The sequence below is a fragment of the Kitasatospora sp. NPDC059722 genome (genome assembly GCF_042733235.1).
In the GTDB taxonomy this organism is placed as follows: Bacteria; Actinomycetota; Actinomycetes; order Streptomycetales; family Streptomycetaceae; genus Kitasatospora.
This window is the reverse complement of record NZ_JBHWGD010000019.1, coordinates 1-26,919: the sequence shown is the minus strand read 5'-3', so window position 1 is coordinate 26,919 and position 26,919 is coordinate 1. Positions and strand designations below refer to the sequence as shown.

The following is a 26,919-nucleotide window of genomic DNA, read 5'->3' as shown; positions in this document are numbered from 1 at the left end:
GGTCTAGGCCAATGTGAGACCCTGGGCTCGAACGGCCGACGTTCCGTCCCACTCCCAGGGGGCCAATTCCGCATGCCCGTACTCCATGGCACCGCCATGCCCGCACCCGACACCGGCCCGCGCCGGACACCCGATCCGGGCCGGCCCGACGACCCCGACCGCCCTGATGACCACCGACTGCCCGCCCCGCCCGGCGACGACGAGCTCTACTGGTACTTCGGCCCGCAACGCCGCTGGGTGCCGCTGTGCGCGACGCTCTCCTACGCCGGAGCCACCGCCACCCTCGGTCTGTTCGCCCTGAGCCGGCCGCTGCTCTGGCCCTTCCTGCTCCTCACCGTCCTCAACGCGGCCACCTGGCTGCTCTCGCTCACCGACGGCCAGCGCGCCCGCCGCTACACGCGCGACTCGCACGACCTGCTGATCCGCGCCTGGCGGCCCGCCCGGCACCCCGGCGTCGACCTGCTGCTGCCCACCGCCGGAGAGCCGCTGGCCGTCCTCGACAACGCCTACCGGCACACCGCCGCCGTCCACTGGCCCGGCGAACTCACCGTCCTCGTCCTCGACGACGCCGCCCGCCCCGAGGTGCGCGAACTCGCCGAGTCCTACGGCTTCCGCTACCGCGCCCGGCCCGACCGCGGCCGGTTCAAGAAGGCCGGCAACCTCAACCACGGCCTCGCCGAGGGCGACGGCGAGATCATCGCCGTCCTCGACGCCGACTTCTGCCCGCGCCCCGACTTCCTGCACCACCTGGTGCCCTACCTCGACACCCCCGAGGTCGGCATCGTGCAGAGCCCGCAGTGCTTCGACACGGACGCCGACATGTCCTGGCTCGAACGCGCCGCCGGAGCCACCCAGGAGATCTTCTACCGCTGGATCCAGCCCTCCCGGGACGCGCAGGACGGCACCGTCTGCTGCGGCACCAACGCCCTCTACCGCCGCGCCGCGCTGATGCGCGTCGGCGGCTTCGCCGAGACCGACCACAGCGAGGACCTCTACACCGGCCTCTCGCTCGCCCGCGCCGGGTGGACCACCCGGTACGTGCCGGCCCTGGTCGCCAAGGGCATGTCGCCCACCGGCCTGCCCGCCTTCATCAGCCAGCAGTACCGCTGGTGCCTCGGCTCCCTGGCCCTCGTCCGCGACCCGGACTTCCGCCGGGGACCGCTGCCCCGCTCCGCCCGGCTCTGCTTCTGGAACGGCATCCTCGGCTACGTGACGAGCGCGGTGAACGTCTTCGCCGTTCCGCTGCCCGCCCTGATCATGCTGTTCTTCGCCCCGGACGACATCCGGCCCTGGCAGGTCCTGCCCTTCCTGCCGCCGATCTGGGTCGCCCTCGTCCTGCTGCCCGCGATGTCCCGCACCCGCTGGCGCTTCGAGGTCACCCGCGTCCAACTCCTCGGCGGGCTCTGCCACGTGGTCGCCATCGCGCACGCGCTGCGCCGCCGCAGCGCCGACTGGGTGCCCACCGGCGCCGTGTCGCGCGGCGGCTCGCTCGCCCGGACCGTCGCCCGGATCGGCGTCGGCTGGCTCGGGCTCGTCGTCCTCGCGGGCGCCGCCGGACTCGGCCGCGCCGTCGCCGAACACGGCTGGCGGCCGTACTGGGCGCTCACCGCGCTCCTCGCGCTCACCGCGTACACGATCGTCCCGCTCATCAGGGCCCTGTGTCCCCTGCTGCGCGGCGGCAACGGAGCCGCCGTCGCCGACGTCGCCCCGCCCGCGCGGCGCCGCACCGACCCGGGCTTCGGCCGGGCCGAGGCCGTCGCCGTCACCGCCGTGCTGCTGCTCTGCGGCCTGCTGGCGTCCGGCTGGGCCGACCCGCTGGTCTTCTGACCCGCGCCCCCCTTACGAGTCCTACGAGCTCTTCCCTTCCTTGCGCGTCGCCCCACCGGCGCGGACCCGCCGCCCGGCCGCCCCATCGGCCAGGCGGCCCCCGATCCCCGCTGCCTGCCCAGCAAGGAGCCCCGCCGTGCCGACGGCCGTACCACCGGCGAGCGCCGAACCGCCGACCTCATCCGACTCCGACACCGCCTCCGACTCTGCGTCCCTGCTCCCCGGCGTCGTCCGGGTCGAGCGGCCCGTCGTTCCCGCAGCCGTTCCCGTTCCCGCAGCCGTTCCCGTTCCCGATGCCGGCGCGCCGCGCAAGCGTGCCGCCTTCCGTCCCGACGTCGAGGGCCTGCGCGGCGTCGCCGTCCTGTCCGTCCTCGCCTACCACGCCGCCGTGCCCGGCCTCACCGGCGGCTACGTCGGCGTCGACGTCTTCTTCGTCATCTCCGGATTCCTCATCACCGGCCTGCTGACCGGCAGTTCGTCCGGCGGTTCGTCCGGCCGTCCGCCCGGCCTCGTCGACTTCCTCGCCCGCCGCGCCCGCCGCATCCTGCCCGCCGCCGCCGTCGTGCTCGTCGCCACCGCCGTCGCGGGCGGCGTCCTGCTCGACCCGCTGCGCGGCACCGACCTCGCCCGTGACCTGATCGCCGCCGCCGGGCAGTACGCCAACTGGCGGTTCGTCGGGCAGCAGACCGACTACCTCGCCGCCGGGCGCGACCCGAGCCCGCTCCAGCACTTCTGGTCGCTCGGCGTCGAGAACCAGTTCTACCTCTTGTGGGGCGTCCTGCTGCTCGGCCTCGCCCGCCACCTCCACGGCCGCCGCCGCACCGCCGCCACCCTCCTCGTGACGGCGGGCGTCGGTGCCGCCTCGCTGGTGCTGTGCATCCAGTGGACGCAGACGTCGGCGCCGCTCGCGTACTTCTCCACCGTCGGCCGGCTCTGGGAGTTCACGGCGGGGGCGCTGGCGGCGCTGCTCGGCGGGGTGCTCGGCCGCGGTGGGTGGGCACGGCGGATCGTCGGGTGGGGCGGCCTCGCGGCGGTCGTCGCGCCGGTCCTCCTGTACGACCACACCACGCCCTTCCCCGGCACCGCCGCACTCCTGCCCGTCCTCGGCACCGCCGCCGTCCTCCTCGCCGGCCCGGGCGGTGCGCCGGACGCCGGACGGCTCCTCGGCACCCGCCCGCTGCGCGCCGCCGGGCGCCTCTCGTACGCGTGGTACCTGTGGCACTGGCCGGTGCTGACCATCGCCCAGGCCCGGTACGGCACGCTGTCCTGGCCCGTCCAGCTCGCCCTCGTCGCAGCCGCCGCCCTGCCCGCCTGGCTCACCCTGCGGCTCGTCGAACAGCCCCTGCGGTACGGCAGCAGCCCGGCCCCGCGCCGAGGCCTCGCCGTCGGCGCCAGCGCGCTCGTCATCCCGCTGATCGCCGGCCTCACCCTCGGCGGCGGCACCGTCCGCGCCCTCGGCACCGCCGACACGCCGGCCGTCGCCCCGGCCGGCGCCGTCGACGGGCCCGGCCTCCTCGCCCCCGGCACGCGCGTCACCGGGCTCACGCCGTCGCTCGCGCGCGCCCGGGCCGACTTCCCGCCCGGCAAGGGCTGCGAGATCCCGCTCAACGCCGACACCAGCCCGCGCTGCCTGTTCGGCGACGAGAACAGCCCCGACCGCGTCGTCCTGCTCGGCGACTCGCACGCCGGACAGTGGATCTCGGCCGGCATCGCCATCGCCGAACAACGGCACTGGGCCCTGGAGGTCCTCGTCAAACCCGGCTGCCCGCTGGCCACCCTCACGGTGCGCAACGACGTCCTCGGCCGGACGTTCGACGAGTGCGACCGCTGGCGCGAGAACACCCTCACCCGGCTCGCCGCCGGACCCAGGCCACGCCTGATCCTCATGGCCGGCCTCAACCGCTACGGCAGCCAGGACGAACGCGCCCGAGGCTGGACCCGCACCCTCGACCGCCTCGCCGCCACCGGTGCGCCCCTCGCCTACCTCGGCGACACCCCGATGGCCGGCAAGGACGTCCCCACCTGCCTCGCCGCCTCCGACGGCCGCTCCGACGCCTGCTTCTTCCCCCGGGCGACCGCCTTCGAGCCCGACCCGATGCTCGACGGCGGCCTGGCGGCGCGGTACGGCGTCCGCGTGGTGGACGTCAGCCCGCTCCTCTGCCCGGGCAGCGGCCCCGACTGCCCGGCGGTCCTTGAGGGCGTGGTCCTGTACCGCGACACCGGCCACATCACCGACACGCTGGCGCGCGTGCTGGCACCGCGGCTGGACAGGGCACTGCTGGGCCCGGCCTGACGGCCGGGGCGCGACGTGCGTCGAGGGGTGAGCCGGCCCCGCCCGGGCAGGGCGCAGGCGGGGCCGGCCCGGGGGCGATCGTCGCCGAACGGGACCGCCGGGTGCACCACCGGCCGACCGGACGGACCGTCGAGTCCCCACCTGGGAATGCGGCCGCGAGACGGGCCAAGCCCCGCATCACCTCGTGGCTTCGGGCCTCTCCGCCGCACACCACCGACCCCCCCTCGAACCGGCCGGCTAGCCGTAGATGCTTCGGCAGAGGCGGGCCTGTTCCGAGTCGGCGGACCAGCGGCCGATGCGTTCGGCCTGGTCGCAGAGGGAGCCCGGGCCCAGGGCCGGGGGTTTCCCCGGCGGGCCGGCCCGTCCGGCGGAGGACGCCGCCGGGGCGGAGGTCGGGTGGGGCGTCGTGTGCGGGGCGCGGCTCGACTTCGGGTGCGGGCCCGAGGCGTGTTCCGTCGCCGTCGGCTCCTCCTCCGCCATGGGTGCGACGCTGCCCGCGTTCGCCGACTCGCCGCCCGCGGGGGTCGGCGCGGGCAGGGGGGACGGCGCCGGCGTCACCGGGCGCGGCGGGACCGGCAACAGGTGCGGCGCCGCCGGGACGGACGGGGACGGCGAGGCCGCCTGCGGCACGGCCACCACGGACACCTCGTCGCCCGCCCCCGGCCCGCACATCGCCAGCACGGCCGCCATCAGCGCCACCGTCCCCAGCGCCGCGGCCGCCCACGTCCTCCGCGAGCGCTTCGGGGCGGGCGCCGCCGGTGGTGGCACGTCGGGCGGCGGCGGGGGGACGGACGTGTAGGCGGGCCCGGTCGGCGGCGGGGCGGGAACCGGCGGTGGCTGCCAGGCCTGCTGCGGCCACTGCCACTGCCCGCCGCTGGGCTGCCCTGTCATGTCGATGTCCTCCTGCGTCCGGTACCCCCCGGTTCGTGGTGTGCTTCGTGCTCAACGAGCCACCGGGCCCAACGGGCGCGCCGAAACCCGGACATGACCCGGAAGAGGGTTCCGGACGGGCGCGGATTGCCATCGCGCCACATATTGGGGGCATGGAGACCAACAGCACGTCCGGCCACCTGGTCGATGTCGCGGAGTTCCGCACCGACAGCCGCTACCGGCTGGTCCACTTCGAGGGCCACGGCTGGGAGCCGCTGGCCCCCGAGGAGTTCGAGCCCCGGATCCACCAGCTGTTCCCCGACGTCGACCCCCACGACCCCGCGCGCGTCCACTGGGCCGACCGCCCGTGGGAGTGGCCCGCCTGGCACGCGGGGGAGGCCTGACCGCGTCCGGAGCCCTCGCGTCCGGAGCCCTCGCGCCCGTGCCCTCCCGCCCGGCATGATCCGGCGGCGCTAGGCTGTTCGGGTGAGCGACCACTTCTGGCGGCGCCTGCCCGGGCAGGCCGTGGACACCAGCTCGCCGACCGAACTCGGCGCGCTCGTCCCCTCCCGGTACGACGCGGGCTTCGCCGAGCTGACGGCCGCCGGGCTCGCCCTGGCCGTACGGCGCACCGCGCGGCTGATGGCGCTCGCCCTCACCGAGAACGGCCTGCACCCCGACCCGGCGGCCCGCCTGCCCCTCCACGGCGGCGCACCGCGCCCGGCGGGGGAGCCCGACGTGCTCGTGCTGCGCCCCGAACAGGTCGCCGCCGCCTCGGTGTTCCTGCGGGGCTCGGCCCTCGGGGAGCTGGTCCGCCAGCAGGACCCGGTGCTCGCGCGGACCGTCGTCGCGCTCGGCTTCGCGACCCCGTGGTCCGAGACCCTCGCCGCCGAGGTCGTCGCCGACCTGCGGGAGCTGCGGGACTTCTTCGCGGACGCGGCGGCGGCCGGCGATGCGGTGATCATGCGGGGGGCGTTGTGAACGGGCCGTCCGGCACGGCGGGTTACGGCGCCGAGGCGCAGGCGCTGGCCGTCCAGTACGAGAGCGTCACCTTCGCCGAGGTGCACCGCGAGATGCTCCACCTCTTCCCCGCGCCGCCCGCCGCCGTCCTCGACGTCGGCGCCGGCACCGGGCGCGACGCGGCGGCCCTCGCCGCCCTCGGCCACCCGGTGGTCGCCGCCGAACCGACACCAGAACTCCGGCACATCGGCGAGGAGTTGCACCGGGACTCCGGTGTCAGATGGATCTCCGACGCCCTCCCGGAGCTGCCCTCGCTCGGCGCGGAACGCTTCGGCCTCGTCCTCCTGACGGCCGTCTGGATGCACCTCGCCCCCGCCGAACGCCCGCCCGCGATGGCCTCACTGGCCCGCCTGGTCGCCCCCGGCGGCCGGATGATCCTGTCGCTGCGCCACGGCCCGGTACCGCCCGGCCGTCGGATGTTCGACGTCCCGCCGGAGGAGACGGTCGCCCAGGCCGCCGCCAACGGCCTGCACCCCATCCACCGCATCAGCCGCACCGATCTGCACGGTCGCCCGGGGGTGGGGTGGACGATCCTGGCCTTCGAGGCGGCGGGCTGACGCCTTGACACCCCCGGAGTTCTGACGCCCCGAAACCCTGACGCCCGTACCACGCCTACCCGCAGTGCATCCGGTGCCTCCGGGCGCCGTGTTCCCGGTCGGTGCGGGCGTCAGCGGAGAATTCCCGACGGCCCGCCCCCCAGCTCCGCTCGGGCCGATTCCACGAATGCGTGCCGGCAATCGCGCTTGGCGGGCCGTTCGGGCGACACGCTGTTCCGCAGGTGTTCGTGGAGGGCCGTGGTGTACTCGTGTGCGGCCTGACTCGCCGTGTGCGAGCAGACCAACTCGACGGCCTTCTTGGTCAGCCACAGGTCGTGCAGCTTCTGGTCCTCGGGGTCCTCCGAAGCCGGCAGGCCGAGGCTCCGGCGATCCAGCACCAACTCGACCTGCTGCGCCGCGGCGAGGAAGCCCAGGATCGCCTCCTTGCGTTCGGCCCGCTCCGCGTCCGTGCGGTGTTGTCGGTCCCGTCGCGCTTCGGCGCGTGTCGCCAGGTGCTGCCCCACGAGCGTCCCGGTGGTCCCCAGGAGGACACCGATCAGGGCGAGGACCGTGCTGCTGGTAGCTCCATTCACGATGTACAGCTTGGCGATCGGCTGTCAGGCCCGCTGGCACTTCGTGAAGAACGGCCGCCGGGGCGACCTCGCGAGGCTCTGCGTAGGAAGTCGGCGGGTCCGACTTCCTACGCAGACTTCCTACGCAGGGGCGGTTTCGTCGTAGTCGTTCCAGCCCGACGATCGCGCAAGCTGCTCCCATGCCGGCCAGGTCCGTCCCGTCGCCTGGCGCACGAGCTCGCCGGCCAGCGTGAAGGGCGGCGCCTTGTGCGGTTTCTCCAGCGCCTGGCCGACGATGCGGTCGTGGAGGACCGCCGCCGCGCGCAGCCGGGGCAGCGCCCGGTGGACGCGGTCCGCGTAGCCGTCCGGCAGGGCGGCCGGCCCGCCGCCCAGGTCGAAGCCCGCCCCGAGCGCGACCAGCGCGATCTCCGGCCGCTTCCGCAGGGCGACTTCACGGTCCAGGTGCAGCGCGACCGCGTCCCACACGACGTCCGTCCGGTCCGGCGGCACGCCCTGCTCCGCCAGGAAGCGGACGGCCAGGTCGGCGCCGTCCAGCTCGAACCGCTGGTCGCCGTCGCCCTCGTCGCTGAGCCCGCAGTCGTGCAGGACGCAGCCCAGAAAGAGGAGTTCGTCGTCGTAGTCGCGGTCCGGCCGCAGGCCGCGCCGCTCGCCGAGGAGACGTCCGTAGAGGTAGGTGCGCAGGCTGTGGTTGAAGATCGCCGTCGGGAGCAGGGTCTTCGCGCGGCGTAGTGCGGCGTGCGCGAGATCCGTCGGAGGCAGGCCCAGTTCGCTGTATTCGGCGCTCACGGGGCGACCGTACCCGGTTGTCCGGCTGTGGGCGCTCTACTCGGCGGCTCCGGGGTCGGCTCCGGGGTCGGCTCCGAAGCCGTCGGCCACCAGGCGGGTGGCCCAGGTGCGGAGGGCGGCCCGGACGGGTGGGTGGGCGAGGCCGGTGGCGGCGGCCAACTCGTCGGCGGACGTGGTGTCGTAGCGGTCCTCGGAGAGGAAGGTGAGGGTCTCGGGGTCCGCGCCGGTGAGGGCCCGGGGGAGGCAGCGGACCACGGGGACGGGGATGAGGCCGCGCGGTGGGCGGACGCCGAGGTGGGCGGCGAGGAGGGCGATGAGGTCCGGGAGGGCCGGGGTCTCGGGGTCGAGGACGGTGCGGGCCGGCGCGGGCTCCCGGTCGTGGGCGGGGACGGCGGCGAGGAAGCGGGCCAGGTGGTCGACCGTGACCACCGGGACGAAGGTCCGTCGTGTCCCGGGGAGCAGGGGGAGGCGGCCGCGGTGGAGCTGCCGGACGAGGTGGGCGAGCCCGAGGTACTGCCCGGCCTCGCCGGTGGCCGAGTGCCCGATGACGCTGCTCGGGTTGACGGTCGTGACGGGGATGCCCAGCCGGTCGGCCGTGACGCGCACTGCTGCGTCGCCGAGTTGCTTCGAGGCTTCGTAGGCGCCGAGCCGGGAGTAGAGGGCGGCGGTCTCGCGGGGCGTGAGCGGGTACCGGGGCTGGGGGTCGCGACCGACGCGGTAGCCGGAGAGGTGGACGTGGCGGCGCAGGTGGGGGCGGGTCGCGGACCACCGGAGCGCGTGCAGGGCACCGTCGACGTTGGCGGGCTGGGCCTCGGCGCGGGTGAGGCCGAACTCGTAGCGGGCGGCCAGGTTGTGGACGTCGCGGACCGCGGCGAGGCGGGCGTCGTCGTCGGGGGAGAGGCCGAGGCCGGGGTCCGTGAGGTCGGCGGCGACGGTGGTGAGGGTGGTGTCGACGGTGCCGTGGGCGCGCAGCCACGAGCGGAGGGCGGTGTCGCGCGGGCTGCCGGTGCCGCCGCGGACGGCGACGGCGACGGGTTCGCCGCGGGTGAGGAGTTCGAGGACCAGCCAGCGCCCGATGAAGCCGGTGGCGCCGAGGACGAAGGTGGTGGGGAGTGGCACGGCGGGACGTCCATTCTCTGTAGACCGGTCTGTATATTTTCTGGGCATGCGGGAGCACGGGAGCTCCCGAGCGGCGAGGCCCGCGGAATCAGCCCTTGGCGCCGATGAGGTACTGCACGGCGTGCTGGGCGTGGTCGAGCGGCTCCCGGCTGCGCCGGACCGACGCGAGCAGCACCGCGCCCTCCATCAGGGCGAGCGCCTGCCCGGCGGCGGTCCAGGCCTCGGCGGGTCCGAACCGACCGGCCTCCAGCCGCTCGGCGAGGACCCGCTGCCAGCTCTCGTACACCGCCGAACAGACCGCGCGCAGCGGCTCGTTGGTGCCCGCGACCTCCAGTGCGACGGTGGCGATCGGGCAGCCCTTGGTGAAGTCGGAGCGTTCCAGGCGGTCGGCGAAGACCTCGGTCAGCCGCCGGGTGAGCGCGCCGGCGTCGACGCCCTCGGCGGCGAGCGACCTGAGCAGGTCCTCGACCTCCCGCCCGGCCTGGACGAGGGCGGCGGCGACCAACTGGTCCTTGCCCTCGGGGAAGTGGAAGTACAGCGAACCGCGCGGCGCGCCGCTCTCGGCGACGATCTGGTTGACGCCGCTGCCGAAGTACCCCTGCGCCTCGATCAGCGCCCGCGCGCCGGCGATCAGCCGGGCGCGGGTTTCCTCACCCTTGGCTCCCATGCGGAAGAGAATAGACCGGTCTATATATTTTGCCAACGGGAGGGCGTCGGGTCGCGCGGCTCACACCCCGTACCCGGCCGGAAAGCCGGTCCAGCGAAGGTCCTCGGGCAGGTGGCCGAGGTCGTTGACCAGCAGCGGCGAGGGCGGCCGCCCGGGGGCGTACCGGATGACGGTCAGCGAGGCATGGGCATGGTTGAGCCCGAGCCAACGCCACGGCGGCGCATCGAGGGCATGGCGTACGAGCCAGGCGATGAGGAAGTTGTGCGTGACGACGAGCTCGTGCCGCTCCTCGTCCCCGGGCACGGGCCCGGTGAACGTTGCCACGGCCTGCCGCGCCAGCTCGGGCCCCGACTCCTGGGGCTCGGAACGCGCGACGAAGCGGAGGAAGAGGTCGGCACTCTCGGCGGGCAACTCCGCCCGCCCGGGGACGTAGGGAACGTAGTCGCCCGCCGCGTCGCAGGCCCGGGCGGTGGCCGCGGGCAGGTGCTCGGCGATCAGCCCGGCCGTCTGCGCGGCGCGGGCCAGCGGTCCATGGTGCACGGCAGAGATCGGCCGCCCCGCCAACCGCCGCCCGAGCAGCGCAGCCTGACGCCGCCCGACCTCCGAGAGCCCGCTCTCGTCCGGCAGCGCCTCCCCGTGCCGGACGAGGTAGAGGTAACGGGCAGCGTTTCCAGCCATGCAGGGCCTCCTGGGCACAGTGATCAACTCCCCCGAACCGACGTCCCACCCCACCCACCCGGTTCCGCAGGGACCAGAAGCCCCCCGCCGTCCCGCCGCGCGCGAGAAGTCGGGCGGGCCGACTTCCTCTGCGAGGCGCCCCCTGGGCGTTCATCCGCTGGTCGCGCGCCTGGGAAGTCGGAGGGGTCGACTTCCCAGGCACCGTCCTTACGGCCTCCGGGCTGCTGCGAGCGTGTAGGAAGTCGCCTCACCCGACTCCTTGCGCGGGTGTGGCGTTGGGCCAGGGGCGTGCACAGGAAGTCGAGCGGGCCGACTTCTGGTGTTGGACGGTGGCGTGTTCCGCGCGTGGGAAGTCGCACGCGCCGCCCCTGCGCGGTGTCCTTCCGGCTTCTGGGATGCGGCGGGTGCGGGACCGTGGCCCCCGATTCCTTGCGCGGCTGTGGCGTTGGCTCGGAGGTGTGCGCAGGAAGTCGGGCGGGTCGACTTCTGATGTTGGGTGCGGGGGCGACCTTCCACGCGGGGTGCTTGCGGGGGCCGGGGGCCGGGAGCGAATGACCGGCTGCGTGAGAAGTCGGGTGGGGCGACTTCTCGGGTGGTGTCAGGCCTGGTGGGCGGTGTTCAGGAGGGTGAGGTCGTCGGGGGTCAGGTGCAGGGTGCCGGCGGCGATGTTCTCGGTGAGGTGGGTGAGGTCGCCGGTGCCGGGGATGGCCAGGACGTTGGGGGCCCGGTGGAGGGTCCAGGCCAGGCGGACCTGGGCGGTGCTCGCGCCGTGGGCCCTCGCCACGGCCTCCACCTGCGGCGGCTCGCCGGTGCTCGCGCCGGTGCCGTGCTCGCGGCCGGTGCCGGCGATGGCGTAGAACGGGACGAAGGCGATGCCCTGCTCGGTGCAGAGGCGCAGCACCTCGTCCTGTGCGGGGGCGGCGCCGATGCCGTACGGGTTCTGGACGCACACGACGGGGGCGATCTCCCGGGCCTCGGCCAGGTGGTGCGGGTGGATGTTGGAGAGGCCGAGGTGGCGGATGAGTCCGGCCCGGCGCAACTCGGCGAGGGCGCCGAAGCGTTCGGCGATGGAGTCGGTGCCGAGGACGCGCAGGTTCACCAGGTCGAGGTGGTCGCGGCCGAGCTGGCGGAGGTTCTCCTCCACCTGGGCGCGCAGGGCCTCGGGGGTGCGGGCGTGTTCGGCCCACGTGCCGTCGAGGGCGCGGGCGGGGCCGACCTTGGTGGCGATCACGAGGTCGTCGGGGTAGGGCGCGAGGGCGCGGTTGATGAGCTCGTTGGCGGAGCGCAGCGGGGAGAAGTAGAAGGCGGCGGTGTCGATGTGGTTGACGCCGAGTTCGACGGCGCGGCGCAGGACGGCGACGGCCTGGTCGCGGTCGCGCGGGACGGCGTGCGGGGTGAGGGCGGGGCCGGTCTGGGGGAGGCGCATGGCGCCGAAGCCGATCCGGTGGACGGCGCGGTCGCCGAGGGTCCAGGTGCCGGCGGCGGAGGCGTGCACGGTGGTCGGCGAGGTGTCGGGCGTCATGTGGGGAGTCATGGTCGACATGATCGAATCCGGGCTAGCCTGATCGCCAATGATTCGGGAATGTGCGAATCCAATGGACGGGTACGGGAGGACGCGCATGGCCGTGGAGACGGAACTGTCGTTCACGGTGGGGGATCTGGCGAGCATGCGCTTCGCCGTCTCGCCGATGTGGGAGCTCGGGCCGAGCCTTCGCCTGCTCGCGTCCGGCCGGGCCCACCCGGTGCACCGTCCGTGGGTCGAGCAGGTGCGGCCCCGGCTCGCCGCCGTCGGGCCGTTGCGCGGCTGGCTCACCGAGATCGTGCCGCCCGCGGGGTACGTGCCGGACTTCGTCAACCCCGCCCCGGCCGGCCCGGCGCCCACGCTCGCGGAGGAACTGGCCGCGATCCGGGCCACGCCGGCCGAGCGGGTACGGCGCGACCTCGACCGGTTGCGGGAGTACGGCGACGGCCTCGGCCCCCGGCTGCGCGCCCTGTACGCCGACCCGCCGGCCGGCCTCGCGCGGCTCACGGAGGCGTTCGAGGCGTACTGGAAGGTCGCGCTCGCGCCGTACTGGGCGCGCGTCCGCGCCGCGCTGGACGCGGACGTCCTGCACCGCGCCCGGCAGGTGGCCGAACACGGTGCGGCGCGGGTGCTCAACGACCTGCACGCCGAGGTCCGCTGGTCGCGGGACACGCTCCGGCTGGAGCGCCGCCCGAAGCCGCTGGACCGCCGGACGTCCGGGGCGGGCCTGCTGCTGATCCCCTCGGCCTTCACCGGACCGGGCCCGCTGATGCGGGTCGCGCCGCCGGACCCGCCGCAGCTCGCGTACCCGGCGCGCGGCATCGGCAGCCTGTGGGCCGCCCGGCCCGCCGCGCCGAACGCGGCCCTCGCCGCCGTCCTCGGCCGTTCCCGCGCGCTCCTGCTCGTCGAACTGGACGCCCCGGCGTCGACCACCGACCTCGCCCGGCGTACGGGCCTGTCGCCCGCGGCCGTCTCGCAGTACCTGACGGCCCTCCGCGACGCCCACCTGGTGAGCGCCCACCGCGCGGGCCGCTCGGTGCTGTACGCCCGCACGGCCTCGGCGGAGGCGGTCCTGGCGCCACTGACGTGAGGCGGAGGTGGTCGGGTGGGTGGCGAAGCGATGTCCGGGGTGGCGGCGCGAGGCCCGGGCGAGGCCGGGGCGAGGCCGGGGTGGCTGCGTGGCCGAAGGTCGGTGCCGAGTCGTGGGTGTCGCTTCCCGATGTGGTTCCCGGGCGACGTCGGGGGTGAGTCGTGCCCGACCCGTCCGGTCCGGCGAACCGAGGGGCTCGACGTCAGGGGTGGAAAGCGGGTGGAATGCCTGCGAAAAACCTACGAAAAGCCCAATCGTCACGGCAGGTTCCCCGTTTCTTCGGGGCGCATTCGCCGGCCGCGCGTAGCGTGCTGTACATGACACCACGTCGGCAAGCCGCCGCCCGCCGCCGACGGACCGGCCTCGTCGCCGCGCTGGTCGCGGCGGCCCTCGGGCTCGGGACCGTCGCCCTGACCGCCCCGGCTGCGCCGGCCGTGCCGACGAGCAGCACGGGAAGCACGAGCAGCCCCGGCGACGTCGTCGTCGACGAGAGCTTCGCCGGCCCCGGCCTCCCCGCCGGGTGGAACCCCGTCGAGGGCGACTGGCGCGTCGAGAACGGCCGTCTGGTCGGCAGCTCCGCCGACGGGGCGCGGCAGAGCCGGATCACCTTCGGCCGCCACCTGGACGACTTCCGGCTGGAGGCCACCGCCCGCTTCGAGACCGTCCAGGACGCCACCCGCTGGACGGCCCTCGGCCTGGACGTCCCCGCCGCCGGTACGACGCCCTGGTCGATCGCCACCGTCCGCTCCGGCAGCACGGCCGGCAACGGGCTGGAGTTCGCCCGGCGCACCACCGGCGACACGTGGAACGTCACCGACACCGCCGCCGCACCGTCCGCCGCCACCACCGGCCGGGACGTGCGGATCGCCGTCGAGGTGCACGGCACCAGCGCCCGCTGGATCTTCGAGGGCCGCGAGGCGCTGCGCACCACCCGGCTGGCCCGCAGCGCGGACGGCGGCCAGGCGCTGCTGGTGAACGGCGCGCGGGTGTCGTTCGCGGCGGTGAAGGTGACGGCGCTCGCGCCGAACGCGTGGATCCGTCCGGCCGGGACGCCGGTGACGGTGTTCGCGCACCGCGGCGGGTCGTCCGCGGCGCCGGAGAACACGCTCGTCTCGGACGAGGTCGCCCGCCGGGCGGGCGCCCAGTGGATCGAGAACGACGTCCAGCCGAGCAGGGACGGCGTCCCGTACGTGCTGCACGACGACACCGTGGACCGCACGACGAACGGCACCGGCCGCGTCCGCGACCTGACGGCCGCCCAGCTGGACGCGCTCGACGCCGGCTCCTGGTTCGCCCCGGCCTACGCGGGCACCCGGCTGCCGACGCTCGCCGCCCAGCTGGAGGACCTGCGCACCCGCGGCGGCAACCTGCTCCTGGAGATCAAGGGGCCGCACACCCGCGACGAGGTCGCCCGGATCGTGAAGGAGGTCCGCGACCACGGCATGACGGGCCGGGTCTTCGTGCAGAGCTTCCAGGTGGACGCCCTGCGCTACGCCCGCGAGCTCGCGCCCGAGCTGCCCCTCGGCCTGCTGCGCTCCGAGCTCGACCCCGATCCCGTCGCCACCGCGCGCGACCTCGGGCTCACCGCCTACAACCCGTCGGACGACGCCCTCGCCCCGCGTCCCGGAGTGGTCAAGGACCTGCACGCCGCCGGCGTCGCCGTGAACGTCTGGACGGTCGACGCGCCGGCCCGCTGGAAGGCGCTGGAGGAGGCCGGGGCGGACGGCATCATCACCAACCGCCCCGCGGAGCTGGCCGGTTGGAACGCGGCCTGGCTCCAGGCCGCGGCCGGTCGGTAGGCTGCGGGGCATGACGTGGCCGACCCCCGAGGACCTGCCGCGGCGCGGCACCGTGACCGCGTTCGACGGCCGTCTGGTCGTCGACCTGGACGCCCGCGTCGCGACAGTCGACGGCCGCGCGACGCAGCTCACCTTCAAGGAGACGGATCTCCTGCACGGGCTCGTCGAGCTCGGTGACGGGACGCATCCGGCCGAGGAGATCATGCGGCGTGCGTGGGAGGTCGACTGGCCGCACGCACGCGACCTCCGGGTGCCGATCCGGATCCTGGGGAACAAGCTCGGTGAGCCGTCATGGATCGTGGAGAGCCCGCGCGACCACTACGGCCTGCACCCCACCGGAGCGACGGGAAACCAAGGCGTCTGCGACAGTTGACGGCATGAATCTTCCTGCCGTGAAACTCCGCTGCGCCCTGCTCGACGACTTCCAGGGCGTCGGAACCGCGTTCGCCGACTGGTCCGCGATCGCCGACCGGGTCGAGCCGGTCCCGTTCCGCGAACACTTCGCCACCGAGGACGAACTCGCCGAAGCCCTGGCCGAGTTCGACATCGTCGTGACGCTGCGCGAGCGCGTGCCGTTCCCCGCCTCGCTGTTCGCCCGGCTGCCCCGGCTGCGGCTGCTGATCGCCTCCGGCATGCGGAACTCGGTGATCGACCTCGCCGCCGCCGAGGCGCACGGCGTCACCGTGTGCGGCACCGCCAGCTCCGGCACGCCGCCGGTCGAGCTGACCTGGGCGCTGCTGCTCGGGCTCGCCCGCGGGATCATGGCGGAGAACGACGCGCTGCGCGGGAACGGCCCCTGGCAGAGCACCGTCGGTGCCGACCTGCACGGCCGGGTGCTCGGCCTGATCGGGCTCGGCCGGATCGGCGCCCTGGTGGCGAGGGTCGGGGTCGCGTTCGGCATGGACGTCGTCGCGTGGAGCCGGAGCCTGACGGACGAGGGCGCCGCCCAGGCGGGCGTGCGGCGGGCGGCGAGCAAGGAGGAACTGCTGCGCGAGAGCGACTTCGTGTCCGTCCACGTCGGTCTGAACGAGGGCACCCGCGGACTCATCGGCGACGCCGAACTGGACCTGATGAAGCCGTCCGCGTACCTGGTGAACACGTCCCGGGCGGCGATCGTCGACCAGGCGGCGCTGATCGCCGCGCTCACCGAGGGCCGGATCGCGGGCGCCGCCGTGGACGTCTTCGACGTCGAGCCGCTGCCCGCCGACCACCCGATGCGGACCGCTCCCCGGCTGCTGGCCACACCGCACCTGGGGTACGTGACGCGGGACAACTACGGCCGCTACTACGGCGAGGCGATCGAGGACATCGCGGCCTTCCTCGCGGGCGACCCGATCCGCCGGCTCGGCTGAGCCCTCCACGGGATCGGGCCCGGTCCGCCGCATACTGGGCGCGTGACCAGCCAGGACGACATGCGGACGGCGGGCCGGCGCGGGGTGCTGCGGGCGGGCGCGGCGGCGCTGCTGCTCGGCGCCGCCGGGTGCGGGAGCGGGAGCAGGCAACCGGTGGCGGCGCCGAGTTCGACGACCGCGAGCCCCGCCCCAGCGGCGAGCCCGAGCCCGAGCCCGACTCCGACGGCGAGCCCGAGCCCCAGCCCCAGCCAGACCCCCCTCCCCAACCCGCCGCTCTGGCAGCCCGGCCCGTCCGAGGTGCAGCCCGACGTCAAGCGCCGCGCCGTCGAGCTGGTCGCCGCGCTCGGGGCGTGGCCGCCCGGCGGGCAGGGGGCGGAGGCGGCGCGGGCCCGGGTGGCGGCGCTCGGGCTGCCGCCGGCCCTCGCGGACGCGGCCGGGCCGCTCGCCCCCGCCGCGCCGGAGGCGAGCCTGGAGGTGATCGACGCCCAGTACGGCGGGATCCTGACCGGCTCGGCGAGCGTGCTTGTCGTCTGCCGCCAGTGGACCCGGCAGCCGGACGGCTCGGCCGCCGGGGGCGGCGTCACGGTGGACGTCCGCCTGAGCCGCGCCGAGCCGCGCTGGACCGTCACCGACCTGCACCCGGGCGTGCCGGGCCCGCCCGCCGAGCCGCCGCCCGCGGCGCTGGCGAAGGTGCTGGCGCAGCCGCGGATCGAGCTGCCGCCGGAGGCGCTCGCCGATCTGCGCAGCGGGAGCGTCCACGACAGCGTGATGAACGCGATGCTGGGCCTGGCCGGCACCTACGCGCTGTCGGTGAGCGTCGTGCGCACCGGCCACCCGCTGGACGTCTTCGGCACGACCCGGCCCAGCGACCATCCGCTGGGCCGGGCCTTCGACGTCTGGCGGATCGACGGGCACCCGGTGGTGGACCCGGCGACGCCGCGGCAGCTGATCGAGTCCTTCATGCGGGCCGCGGCCGCCGCCGGTTCGTACAACGTGGGCGGGCCGATCGCGATCCCGGGGGCCGGCAACCAGTTCTTCACCGACGACACCCACCACGACCACGTCCACGTCGGGTTCACCGCCTGAGCGGCGGCCGTCAGTTGACCTTGACCGCGCTCCACGCCGCCGCGACGGCCTTGTACTCGGCGCTGTTGAGCCCGTACAGGTCGCTCGCGGCGTTGAGCGAGGCGGTGCGCGCGCCCTTGTAGTTGGTGGTGGACGTCATGTAGACGGTCAGCGCGCGGTACCAGATCTTGGCGATCTTCTGGTTGCCGACGCCGGTCACCTTGGAGCCGTTGCAGGTGGGGCTGTTGTACGCGACGCCGTTGATGGTCTTGCTGCCGCTGCCCTCACTGGCCAGGTAGAACCAGTGGTTGCCGACGCCGGAGGAGTAGTGGACGTTGAGCTTGCCGACGGTGGCGCTCCAGCAGTCCGCCGACTTGCCGTCCAGCGAGGGCTTGTCGAAGCGGCGCAGCCACGGCGGGGTGGACTGGTCGCTGAACAGGTAGTCGGGGGTGTCGACCTTGTTGTTGGCGAACCACTCGACCATGGTGCCGAAGATGTCGCTGGTGGACTCGTTGAGGCCGCCGGATTCCCCGCTGTAGCGGAGGTTGGCGGTGGCGCTGGTGACGCCGTGGGTCATCTCGTGGCCCATGGTGTCGAGGTCGACCTGCTCGGGGTCGCTGGTGCCGTTGCCGTCGCCGGTCATCATGCAGAAGCAGTCGTCGGACCACTGGGCGTTGTCCCAGTTGGTGCCGACGTGGACGAAGACGGTGGCGCCCTTGCCGTCGTTCTTGATGCCGTTCCGGCCGAAGGTCTTCTTGTAGTAGTCGTACGTCCAGGCGGTGTTCGCGTGGGCGTCGACGGCCGCGGTGGAGCGGTCGGTGGAGAACTTCTTGCCGTCCCCCCACACGTTCGTGCTGCTGGTGAACGGCGTGCCGGAGGCCGCGGTGATGGCGTCGGCGGAGGCGTTGCCGGCGTCCTTGGTGACGTGGCCGCGCACGGGGTCCGCGAGGGTGTAACCGCCACCGGCGGCCGGGGTGGTGTCGACGGTGACGTCGCCGGTGTACTCGGAGTGGCCGGTGCCGGCGGCCTGGTGCTCCTTGTCGTAGGCCTCGATCTCGTCGCCGGTGGTGGCGTCGGTGACGACGACCCGGCCGGCGGGCTGGCCGTGCTCGCCGGTGCCGGCGACGGTGGTGCGCCAGGCGAGGCGGGGCGTGCCGTCGGCGGCCCAGACGACCAGTTCGGGCGTGCCGACGGCGTCGTGGACGCCCGGGGCGGAGGCGATCGCCTTGCCGGCGGTGGCCTGCGGGGCCACGGCCGGGGAGGTGGACGCCACGGCGGGGTCGTGGGCGGCGGCGCGGGTGGAGTCCTTGAGGCGGCCGCGGGCGTTCTGGTGGACGACGAGGTCGCCGCCGACGACGGGCAGGCCCTGGTAGGTGCGGTCGAAGCGGACGTGTGACGAGCCGTCGGCGTCCAGGACGACGTCCTTGAGCACGAGGTCCTGGCCGTCGCCGAACCCGAACACCCCGGCGTTGCGGGCCACGTTGGCGCGGGCCTGGGCGACCGCGGCGTCCCGTCCGGCGGGCGCGGCGGAGGCGGTGCCGGCGGGGACGGTGACGGCGACGAGGGCGGCGATGACGGCGGTGGCACCGGCTATGCGGGCACGACGGGACGCCGACGAGGAGGTGGGGCTCACTCTGACTCCAGTGGGGTGGTGACAGGGAAACGCGCGTGGCAGGGGACGCGCGTGGTTGGGGAAACGCGCGGTAAAGCTCGGGCGAACTACGGCCCGCGAACAGCTGTGACCGAGATTGACGGTGATCGGTCATGAATGGCCAGGGGAATGGTCATATCTTTGCCAAGTTGTGTCCTGTGCAGATCAATCCAGACCGGGTCTGACCAGGGGTGAAGATCCAGCATGTGAACGGTTCATGACGGTCTGTTCGGGATGGTTGTACCGTGCACGCATGACATCGCCCGCCCCCCTGCTGCGCACCCGGGACGTGGACGTCGTCCGCGACGGCCGCCACCTCCTGCGCGGGATCTCCCTGACCATCCGGCCCGGCGAGCACTGGGCGCTGCTCGGCCCCAACGGCGCCGGGAAGTCCACGCTGCTCGCCCTCCTCGGGGCGGTCTCCCACCCGACCCGGGGCGAGGTGGACGTGCTCGGCCGCCGGCTCGGGCGGGTCGACGTCCGCGAACTGCGCGCCCACCTCGGGCACGTCAATCCGCGCCACCCGCTGCGCTCGCCGCTGACCGTGCGGGAGGTGGTGCTCACCGGGGCCACCAACACCATCGAGCCGGAGTGGCACCGCAAGCCCGCCCCCGGGGCGGTCGAGCGGGCGGAGCTCCTGATCGAGACCCTCGGCATGACGGCCATGGCCGGGGCCCCGTGGACGACGCTCTCCCAGGGCGAGCGCGGCCGGGCGCTGATCGCCCGCGCGCTGATGCCGAGCCCCCGCCTGCTCCTGCTCGACGAGCCGGCCACCGGGCTCGACCTGACCGCCCGCGAACTCCTGCTCGACAGCCTCGACCTGCTGCGCCACCAGCACCCCGACCTCGCCAGCGTGCTGGTCACCCACCACCTGGAGGAGCTGCCGGAGACGACGACCCACGCCCTCCTGCTGCGGGAGGGCGAGTGCGTGGCGGCCGGGCCGGTCGACGAGGTGATGACGACCGAACTGATCAGCGCGACCTTCGGCCACCCGATCCGGATCACCCGCCACGAGGGCCGCTGGACCGCCCGCGCCGCGGCCCGCCGCACCCCGGGGAGCTGAGCGCTGCTCTGACGAAGCGCCGCTCTTCAGGAGGCCGGAGGCGACGGACTCAGGGGGGTGGGTATCGCCGGTAAGGAAATCTTACGTAAGGTATGCCTTAGCTAATCACGAGGCGCCGACCCGGTCGGCGCCTCGCCACGCCCTGGCACACCCATGCCCTTTTCCGTTGGAGCCGTCATGCCCGCCCGTCGTCGTACGACCGCAGCCGCGCTGCTCACTCTCGCCGTCGCGACCGCGACGCTGGCCGGCTGTGCGGACAAGAAGGACGACAAGGCCGGTGGCGCCGACGCGGTGAAGATCAACGCCACCGACTCCGCGTGCGAGGTCTCGAAGACCTCCTTCCCGGCCGGCCACGTCGTCCTGGACATCAGCAACAAGGGCTCGAAGACCACCGAGGTCTACGTCTACGCCGAGGGCGACAAGATCGTCACCGAGCGCGAGAACATCGGCCCCGGCACCAAGGCGACCATCAACGCCGAGATCAAGGCCGGCTCGTACGAGATCGCCTGCAAGCCCGGCATGGTCGGCGACGGCATCCGGCAGAAGATCACGGTGACCGGCGAGGGCGCCGCCACCGCCTCCGCGGACCCGCGCCTGGCCGCCGCCGTCGACGCCTACCGCAGGTACGCGCAGGAGCAGGCCGACGCCACCATCCCGGCGGTCGAGGCCTTCGCCGCCGCGATCAAGGCGGGCGACGTGGAGAAGGCCAAGTCCCTCTACGCCCCCTCGCGCACCGGCTGGGAGCGCACCGAGCCGGTCGCCGAGAGCTTCGGCGACGTCGACCCGAAGACCGACACCCGCGAGGACAAGGTCGAGGCCGGCAAGCCGTGGACCGGCTGGCACCGCCTGGAGAAGTCCCTCTGGGCCGACGGGAAGATCGGCGACGACGAGAAGCAGCTCGCCGACCAGCTCGTGGGCGACCTGTTGGACTGGCAGAAGAAGATCCCCGAGGCGGAGATCACCGCGACCAGCATGGCCAACGGCGCCAAGGAGCTGCTGGACGAGGTCGCCACCAACAAGATCACCGGCGAGGAGGACCGCTACAGCCACACCGACCTGGCGGACTTCAACGCCAACGTCGAGGGCGCGCAGAAGGCGTACGAGCTGCTGAAGCCGGTCGCCGCCGAGAAGAACCCCGACCTCGCGAAGACCCTGGACTCCGAGTTCGCCTCGATCCAGGCGCTGCTCGCCAAGTACAAGCAGGCCGACGGCACCTACACGTCCTATGACAAGGTCACCGAGGCCGAGCGCAAGACCTTCTCCGACGCCGTCAACTCGCTGGGCGAGCCGCTGTCGAAGCTGGCCGCCGCCGTGGTCGTCAAGTAGCCGACCGCGCCGTGGCCGGCGCGTGACCGGCCGCGCGGTGGCCGTCGACCGACCGGCCACGCGGTGGTCGGCGAGCCGCCGACCATCCGATAGTCGTCAAGTCGCCGACCCCCAGCCCGTATTCACCACACCCCACGGCCGCCGTGGCGGCCCCGTCCGGTCGTCACGGCAGCCGTGGGACCCAGCAGCACAGAGAAGGGCCCGCCCGCCGATGGACGCCGAGAACCCGATGGACCGCACGGACACGGCCGCTGCCGACGCCGACCCCCGCAGCGCGGTCAGCCGCCGCGCCGTCATCGGCTGGGCCGGGGCGGGCGTCGCGCTCGGCGCCGCCGCCGTCGGCTCGGTCGCCGCCGCCACCCGGCAGGACGACCCCGCACCGGCGCCCGCCGCGGCCCCGGGCGCCGAGGTGCCCTTCTACGGCGACCACCAGGCCGGCATCGCCACCCCCGTCCAGGACCGGCTGCACTTCGCCGCGTTCGACGTCTCCGAGAAGGCCACCCGCGATTCGCTGGTCAAGCTGCTCAAGGAGTGGACGAAGGCCGCCGCGGCCATGACCGGCGGCCGCGAGGTCGGCACCGGCGCCGCCAGCGGCCTGCCCGAGGCGCCGCCGGACGACACCGGCGAGGCCCTCGGCCTGCCCGCCTCCCGGCTCACTCTGACGATCGGCTTCGGCCCGGGCCTGTTCGAGAAGGACGGCGTCGACCGCTTCGGCCTCAAGGCCAGGCGCCCCGAGGCCCTGATCGAGCTGCCGAACTTCAAGGGCGACAAGCTCGACCCGCTGCGCAGCGGCGGCGACCTCTGCGTCCAGGCCTGCGCCGACGACCCGCAGGTCGCCGTGCACGCGATCCGCAACCTCGCCCGGATCGGGATGGGGACGGTGAGCATCCGCTGGTCGCAGCTGGGCTTCGGCAAGACCTCCTCCACCACGCCGGACCAGCAGACCCCCCGCAACCTCCTGGGCTTCAAGGACGGCACCCACAACATCGCGGGCACCGACACCGCCCGGCTGGCCGACCACGTGTGGGCGGCCCCCGGCGACGGCCCGGACTGGATGACCGGCGGCTCCTACCTGGTCGCCCGGCGGATCCGGATGCACATCGAGACGTGGGACCGCACCTCGCTCAAGGAGCAGGAGGACGTCTTCGGCCGCACGAAGGGCGAGGGCGCCCCCTACGGCAAGGCCCGGGAGCACGACGACCCGGACCTCAAGGCGATGCCGGCCGACTCGCACGTCGCCCTGGCCCACCCCGACGCCAACAGCGGGCTGATGATCCTGCGCCGCGGCTTCTCCTTCACCGACGGCACCGACGGCCTCGGCCGCCTGGACGCGGGCCTGTTCTTCCTGGCCTACCAGCGCGACAGCCGCAAGGCGTTCGTGCCGCTCCAGCAGCGCCTCGCGGCGAGCGACAAGCTCAACGAGTACATCCAGCACGTCGGTTCCGCGCACTTCGCCTGCCCGGCGGGCGTCCGCAAGCCGGGGGAGTGGTGGGGCCAGGCCCTGTTCGGCTGATCCCGCATACCCCTATCACCCCGAGGAGTCAGCCGTGTTCGGCAACTACCTGATCGGCCTGCGCGAAGGCCTCGAAGCCAGCCTGGTCGTCTGCATCCTGATCGCCTACCTGGTCAAGACCGACCGCCGGGACAAGCTGCCGCCGGTGTGGCTCGGCGTCGGCTCGGCGGTCGTGCTCAGCATGGCGTTCGGCGCGGTGCTCCAGTTCGGCTCCTCGCAGCTCACCTTCGAGGCCCAGGAGGCGCTCGGCGGCAGCCTGTCGATCGTCTCGGTCGGCCTGGTGACCTGGATGGTCTTCTGGATGCGGCGCACCGCCCGGCACCTGAAGACCGAGCTGCACGGCAAGCTGGACGCGGCGATCGCGATGGGCACCACGGCGCTCGTCGTCACGGCCTTCCTCGCGGTCGGCCGCGAGGGCCTGGAGACGGCGCTGTTCATCTGGTCGGCCGTGCAGGCCACCGACGACGGGTGGAACCCGCTGGCCGGCGCCGCGCTCGGCCTGCTGACCGCCGTCGTGCTCGGCTGGCTGTTCTACCGCGGCGCGCTGCGGATCAACCTGGCGAAGTTCTTCACCTGGACCGGCGCGATGCTCGTCGTCGTCGCGGCCGGCGTGCTCGCGTACGGCGTGCACGACCTCCAGGAGGCGGGCTGGCTGCCGGGCCTGCACAGCCTGGCCTTCGACATCAGCAGCACGATCCCGAAGGACAGCTGGTACGGCACGCTGCTGAAGGGCGTGTTCAACTTCCAGCCGGACCCGACGGTCCTCCAGCTGGTGGTCTGGCTCGGCTACCTCGTCCCGACGCTGGCCGTGTTCTTCGGCCTGTTCGGAGGGAAGGCGACCCGCAAGCCCGTCGCCGCCTGACCCGCCCGTTCTCCTCGACCGGCCCCGCACGGCAATCCGCCGCCGTGCGGGGCCGGTTCGGTTCTGCTGCCGGCGCCACGTTCGTGCCGACGGGTGGACCGCATCACCGTCCGGCCTCCGGCTCACCCCGCCGGACGAGACCGGGCCGCCGATCGCCGACGTGGACGGCGTCAACGTCCGGCACGTCGTCCGACTCCTCGTCCCGTCGGCCGGGTTCACCACCGGGTCGCCGCAACCCTCGCACCAGGGTGTGGGTTCACCGGGCCGTGCAACGACGAGGGGCCCCGCACCGATGGTGCGGGGCCCCTCGTGGCCGGGGGCTTCTACTCGCTCTTGATCGCGCCCAGGATGTCCGTCCGGGCGGCCCGGCGGGCCGGCCAGAGGGCGGCCAGCAGGCCGATCAGGGCGGCCGCGACCAGGAAGCCGAGGATCTGCAGCGGCGGCACCACGGTCGACATGCCCTTGAACGTGTCGCCGAGCGTCTTGAGGCCCGCCCAGGCGACCACGATCCCGAGGACCACGCCGACCACGCCGCCGAACAGCGCGATCAGCAGCGACTCCAGCCGGATCATCCGGCCGACGCCGCGCCGGTCGAGGCCGATCGCCCGCAGCATGCCGATCTCCCGGCGGCGCTCGAAGACCGACATCGCCATGGTGTTGACCACGCCGAGCACCGCGATGACGACGGCCATGCCGAGCAGGCCGTAGAGGACGCTCAGGAGGTCCGTGATCATGCGACGGTTCTCCTTCTTCACGTCCGCCTCGCCCTTGACCTCGATCAGCGGGTTGCCGCCGGTCGCGTCGCGCAGCGCCTGCTTGAGCTTCGCGTCCGCGCCATCGGCACCCTTGACCAGGACCTTGTCCGGGCCGGTGCCCGGCTGGGCGTGCGGGCCGACGACGGCCTCGGGGGCGACGACTCCGGCCAGTACGGAGTTGGCCTCCATGACGCCGCCGACGGTGAGCGAGCCCTTGGCGCCGTCCGGGTAGGTGACGCTGAGGACGTCGCCGACCTTGTAGCCGGCGGTCTCCGAGCGGCCCGAACTCACCAGCAGCTTGCCCTGCTTGAGGGCGTCCGCCGAACCGTCCTTGACCTTGACCGTGACCAGCTGGTCGAGGGTGTTCGCGTCGACCGCCGTCAGCCACTCGCTGTCGTCCGTGCCGGTCTCCACCGGAACGGTCCGGGTGCCGCTCACCGCGGTGACGCCGGGCGCCTTGGCGATCTGCGGGACGACGTCGGGGGAGAGCATCGAGTAGTTCGCCATGGCGACGGTGTAGTCGGCCTTGGAGTCGCTCGCGGTGGCGTCGTCCACGGCCTTGTTCACCGAGGCGCCGACCACCGTCAGTGCGGTGATCAGCATGACGCCGATGGTCAGCGCCGAGGCGGTGGCGGCGGTGCGGCGCGGGTTGCGGACCGCGTTCTCCCTGGCGAGCCGGCCCGGCGTGCCGTACACGGCGCGCAGCAGCGGGGCGAACAGGGTGATCAGCGGCCGGGCCAGCAGCGGGGTGAGGACGAACACGCCGATCATCAGCACGGCCGCGCCGAGGCCGACCAGGCCGACCGTCTTGCCGACGGCGCCGAGCGCCAGGGCGGCCGCGCCGATGCCCGTGAGGACCAGGCCGATCACGTTGCGGAGCAGCAGGCTCTTCTGGGTGGCCGGCTGCTCGACCGAGCTCATCGCCGCGATCGGGGCGATCCGCGCGGCGCGGATGGCGGGCAGCAGGGCCGACAGCACGGTCACCAGGACGCCGACGAGGATCGCGGTGACCACCGTGCCCGGTGCGACCACCAGCGGGCCGTCCGGCAGGTTGGCCTCCATCGGGCCGTTGAGCAGCGAGCGCAGCCCGGCCGCGATGCCGACACCGGCGGCCAGACCGGCCACCGAGGCGGTCAGGCCGACCAGGAACGCCTCGACCAGGACGGAGCGGGTGACCTGCCGGCGGCCGGCGCCGATCGCGCGGAGCAGCGCGAGCTCCTTGGTGCGCTGGGCGATCAGCATGGTGAAGGTGTTGGCGATGATGAAGATGCCGACGAACAGCGCGATGCCGGCGAAGACCAGCAGCGCCTTGCTCATGCCCTTGGTGCCGGCTTCGATCATCTTGTCCTGCTCGTCGGCGAGCGCGCGGCCGGTCTTGGCCTCGAATTCGCCGCCCTGCGGCAGGGCCTGCCGGACGGTGGCGAGCAGCGCGTCGTCGTCCGTGCCCGGCTTGGCCTTCACGTCGAGCTCGGCGAAGTGGCCCGGGCTCAGGTAGAGCTGCTGGGCGGTGGCGGTGTCGAAGGCGGCGAGCGAGCCGCCGGAGACGACGCGCGGGTCGTTGGTGTGCAGGGTGCCGGTGAGCTTCAGCTCCATGACCGGCCCGTTGACGGCCACCCGGACGGTGTCGCCGACCTGGTAGCCGCCCTTCTCGGCGGTCTTGGCGTCGAGGGCGATCTCGGTGGCGTTCTTCGGGCCGCGGCCCTCGACCAGCGGGTAGCGCGGGTCGGTGCCGTCGGCGCCGGGCACGAAGTTGGTGCCGGTGGTCGAGAAGCCGTCGCCGACCAGCGCGCCCTTCTTGTCGGCGATGCCGGCGAAGCCGCTGACGATGCCGCGGGCGTCGGCGGTGCCGGGCAGGGCCGCGACGGCCTTGCGGGTCTCCTCGGTGAGCGGCGCGTTCGTGGCGGACTTGCCGCCGTGGTCGTAGCCGCGGCCGACGGCGCCCCGGTCGGAGACGGTGACGGCGATGTCGGTGTAGCTCTTGGCGTTCTGCGACCTGAGGGCGTTGCCGAGGGTGTCGGTGAAGACGAGCGTGCCGGCGACGAAGGCGGTGCCCAGCATGACGGCGAGGACCGTCATCAGCAGGCGGGCCTTGTGGGCCAGCACGTTGCGCAGTGCGGTGCGGTACATGGGGGAGAGTCAGTCCTGGTGGGTTAGGGGGCGTCGGCGCAGCGGTGTCCGTGCGGCCTCAGCTGGTGCGGCCCTTGGCGTCGAAGCGGCGCATGCGGTCCAGGACGGTGTCGGCGGTGGGGTTGTGGAGTTCGTCGACGATGCGGCCGTCGGCGAGGAAGACGACGCGGTCGGCGTAGGAGGCGGCGACGGGGTCGTGGGTGACCATGACGACGGTCTGGCCGAGTTCGCGCACGGAGTTGCGTAGGAAGGAGAGGATCTCGGCGCCGGAGCGGGAGTCGAGGTTGCCGGTGGGTTCGTCGGCGAAGACGATGTCGGGCTTGCCGGCGAGGGCGCGGGCGCAGGCGACGCGCTGCTGCTGGCCGCCGGAGAGCTGGGAGGGGCGGTGGCTGAGGCGGCCGGAGA

24 protein-coding genes are annotated in these 26,919 nt (G+C 73.9%); 14 read left to right on the top strand and 10 right to left on the bottom strand.

Features of this window, described 5'->3' with window-relative positions; all coding sequences use genetic code 11:
• The first annotated feature begins 72 nt into the window (after positions 1 to 72).
• On the top strand, positions 73 to 1,827 hold the full coding sequence (locus ACFV4F_RS15135; RefSeq protein WP_380502645.1) for a glycosyltransferase family 2 protein: 1,755 nt from the start codon (positions 73 to 75) through the stop codon (positions 1,825 to 1,827).
• Positions 1,828 to 1,963: 136 nt separating this feature from the next.
• A complete protein-coding gene (locus tag ACFV4F_RS15130) occupies positions 1,964 to 4,120 on the top strand; it encodes an acyltransferase family protein (RefSeq protein WP_380502643.1) in 2,157 nt (718 codons plus the stop codon).
• A gap of 237 nt (positions 4,121 to 4,357) precedes the next feature.
• Here the strand turns inward: ACFV4F_RS15130 and ACFV4F_RS15125 are convergent, their stop codons facing one another.
• Positions 4,358 to 5,011 carry a hypothetical protein gene (locus ACFV4F_RS15125; RefSeq protein WP_380502640.1) on the bottom strand — a complete coding sequence of 218 codons (654 nt, stop codon included), beginning with the start codon at positions 5,009 to 5,011 and terminating at the stop codon, positions 4,358 to 4,360.
• Between the two features lie 152 nt (positions 5,012 to 5,163).
• Here ACFV4F_RS15125 and ACFV4F_RS15120 point away from each other — a divergent pair, with 152 nt between their 5' ends.
• From ACFV4F_RS15120 to ACFV4F_RS15110, 3 genes are all read left to right on the top strand, one after another.
• Positions 5,164 to 5,394, top strand: coding sequence for a hypothetical protein (locus tag ACFV4F_RS15120; RefSeq protein WP_380444115.1), 231 nt, complete (start codon positions 5,164 to 5,166; stop codon positions 5,392 to 5,394).
• Positions 5,395 to 5,476: 82 nt separating this feature from the next.
• Entirely contained in the window at positions 5,477 to 5,971 is a 495-nt protein-coding gene (locus ACFV4F_RS15115) for a hypothetical protein (RefSeq protein ID WP_380444117.1), read from the top strand.
• Positions 5,968 to 6,567, top strand: a complete 600-nt coding sequence (locus ACFV4F_RS15110; protein WP_380502637.1) for a class I SAM-dependent methyltransferase — start codon at positions 5,968 to 5,970, stop codon at positions 6,565 to 6,567. Before ACFV4F_RS15115 ends, ACFV4F_RS15110 begins: the two co-directional genes overlap by 4 nt.
• 110 nt (positions 6,568 to 6,677) lie before the next feature.
• Here the strand turns inward: ACFV4F_RS15110 and ACFV4F_RS15105 are convergent, their stop codons facing one another.
• The 6 genes from ACFV4F_RS15105 to ACFV4F_RS15080 form a co-directional block, all read right to left on the bottom strand.
• Positions 6,678 to 7,139, bottom strand: a complete 462-nt coding sequence (locus ACFV4F_RS15105) for a hypothetical protein (protein ID WP_380447291.1) — start codon at positions 7,137 to 7,139, stop codon at positions 6,678 to 6,680.
• Positions 7,140 to 7,259: 120 nt separating this feature from the next.
• Entirely contained in the window at positions 7,260 to 7,925 is a 666-nt protein-coding gene (locus ACFV4F_RS15100; RefSeq protein WP_380502634.1) for an HD domain-containing protein, read from the bottom strand.
• A gap of 36 nt (positions 7,926 to 7,961) precedes the next feature.
• Entirely contained in the window at positions 7,962 to 9,044 is a 1,083-nt protein-coding gene (locus ACFV4F_RS15095) for an SDR family oxidoreductase (RefSeq protein ID WP_380502631.1), read from the bottom strand.
• 88 nt (positions 9,045 to 9,132) lie between these two features.
• Positions 9,133 to 9,711 (bottom strand): TetR/AcrR family transcriptional regulator, encoded by a 579-nt coding sequence (locus tag ACFV4F_RS15090; protein WP_380502628.1) that lies wholly within the window; start codon positions 9,709 to 9,711, stop codon positions 9,133 to 9,135.
• Between the two features lie 60 nt (positions 9,712 to 9,771).
• Positions 9,772 to 10,389: a histidine phosphatase family protein gene (locus tag ACFV4F_RS15085; RefSeq protein ID WP_380502625.1), complete on the bottom strand. Its 618-nt coding sequence runs from the start codon at positions 10,387 to 10,389 to the stop codon at positions 9,772 to 9,774.
• A 598-nt stretch (positions 10,390 to 10,987) separates the two neighbouring features.
• The gene (locus ACFV4F_RS15080) at positions 10,988 to 11,923 is read right to left on the bottom strand and encodes an oxidoreductase (protein ID WP_380447301.1); all 936 of its coding nucleotides are present in this window, start codon (positions 11,921 to 11,923) and stop codon (positions 10,988 to 10,990) included.
• A gap of 85 nt (positions 11,924 to 12,008) precedes the next feature.
• Here ACFV4F_RS15080 and ACFV4F_RS15075 point away from each other — a divergent pair, with 85 nt between their 5' ends.
• The 5 genes from ACFV4F_RS15075 (at position 12,009) to ACFV4F_RS15055 (ending at position 17,238) form a co-directional block, all read left to right on the top strand.
• Positions 12,009 to 13,001 (top strand): DUF5937 family protein, encoded by a 993-nt coding sequence (locus ACFV4F_RS15075; protein WP_380447303.1) that lies wholly within the window; start codon positions 12,009 to 12,011, stop codon positions 12,999 to 13,001.
• A 317-nt stretch (positions 13,002 to 13,318) separates the two neighbouring features.
• Positions 13,319 to 14,800, top strand: a complete 1,482-nt coding sequence (locus ACFV4F_RS15070) for a glycerophosphodiester phosphodiesterase (RefSeq protein WP_380502622.1) — start codon at positions 13,319 to 13,321, stop codon at positions 14,798 to 14,800.
• A gap of 10 nt (positions 14,801 to 14,810) precedes the next feature.
• On the top strand, positions 14,811 to 15,173 hold the full coding sequence (locus ACFV4F_RS15065) for a hypothetical protein (protein WP_380502619.1): 363 nt from the start codon (positions 14,811 to 14,813) through the stop codon (positions 15,171 to 15,173).
• 19 nt (positions 15,174 to 15,192) lie between these two features.
• On the top strand, positions 15,193 to 16,152 hold the full coding sequence (locus ACFV4F_RS15060) for a D-2-hydroxyacid dehydrogenase family protein (RefSeq protein WP_380502836.1): 960 nt from the start codon (positions 15,193 to 15,195) through the stop codon (positions 16,150 to 16,152).
• A gap of 42 nt (positions 16,153 to 16,194) precedes the next feature.
• A complete protein-coding gene (locus ACFV4F_RS15055) occupies positions 16,195 to 17,238 on the top strand; it encodes a hypothetical protein (RefSeq protein WP_380502616.1) in 1,044 nt (347 codons plus the stop codon).
• Positions 17,239 to 17,248: 10 nt separating this feature from the next.
• Here ACFV4F_RS15055 and ACFV4F_RS15050 read toward each other — a convergent pair whose 3' ends face one another.
• Positions 17,249 to 18,850, bottom strand: a complete 1,602-nt coding sequence (locus ACFV4F_RS15050) for a M4 family metallopeptidase (protein ID WP_380502614.1) — start codon at positions 18,848 to 18,850, stop codon at positions 17,249 to 17,251.
• A 271-nt stretch (positions 18,851 to 19,121) separates the two neighbouring features.
• On the opposite strand from ACFV4F_RS15050, the gene ACFV4F_RS15045 reads away from it, so the two are divergent.
• The 4 genes from ACFV4F_RS15045 (at position 19,122) to efeU (ending at position 23,632) form a co-directional block, all read left to right on the top strand.
• Positions 19,122 to 19,931: an ABC transporter ATP-binding protein gene (locus ACFV4F_RS15045; protein ID WP_380502611.1), complete on the top strand. Its 810-nt coding sequence runs from the start codon at positions 19,122 to 19,124 to the stop codon at positions 19,929 to 19,931.
• A 177-nt stretch (positions 19,932 to 20,108) separates the two neighbouring features.
• Positions 20,109 to 21,257: an iron uptake system protein EfeO gene (gene efeO / locus ACFV4F_RS15040; protein ID WP_380447317.1), complete on the top strand. Its 1,149-nt coding sequence runs from the start codon at positions 20,109 to 20,111 to the stop codon at positions 21,255 to 21,257.
• Positions 21,258 to 21,468: 211 nt separating this feature from the next.
• Positions 21,469 to 22,770 (top strand): iron uptake transporter deferrochelatase/peroxidase subunit, encoded by a 1,302-nt coding sequence (efeB, locus tag ACFV4F_RS15035; RefSeq protein ID WP_380447319.1) that lies wholly within the window; start codon positions 21,469 to 21,471, stop codon positions 22,768 to 22,770.
• Positions 22,771 to 22,804: 34 nt separating this feature from the next.
• Positions 22,805 to 23,632, top strand: a complete 828-nt coding sequence (gene efeU, locus ACFV4F_RS15030) for an iron uptake transporter permease EfeU (protein ID WP_359961676.1) — start codon at positions 22,805 to 22,807, stop codon at positions 23,630 to 23,632.
• Positions 23,633 to 23,955: 323 nt separating this feature from the next.
• Here efeU and ACFV4F_RS15025 read toward each other — a convergent pair whose 3' ends face one another.
• Together ACFV4F_RS15025 and ACFV4F_RS15020 are read right to left on the bottom strand one after the other, a co-directional pair.
• Complete coding sequence (locus tag ACFV4F_RS15025; RefSeq protein ID WP_380502608.1) at positions 23,956 to 26,514, bottom strand: ABC transporter permease; 2,559 nt, start codon at positions 26,512 to 26,514, stop codon at positions 23,956 to 23,958.
• A 58-nt stretch (positions 26,515 to 26,572) separates the two neighbouring features.
• Positions 26,573 to 26,919: ABC transporter ATP-binding protein (locus tag ACFV4F_RS15020; RefSeq protein ID WP_380502605.1), on the bottom strand; the 347-nt coding region annotated here is incomplete at its 5' end.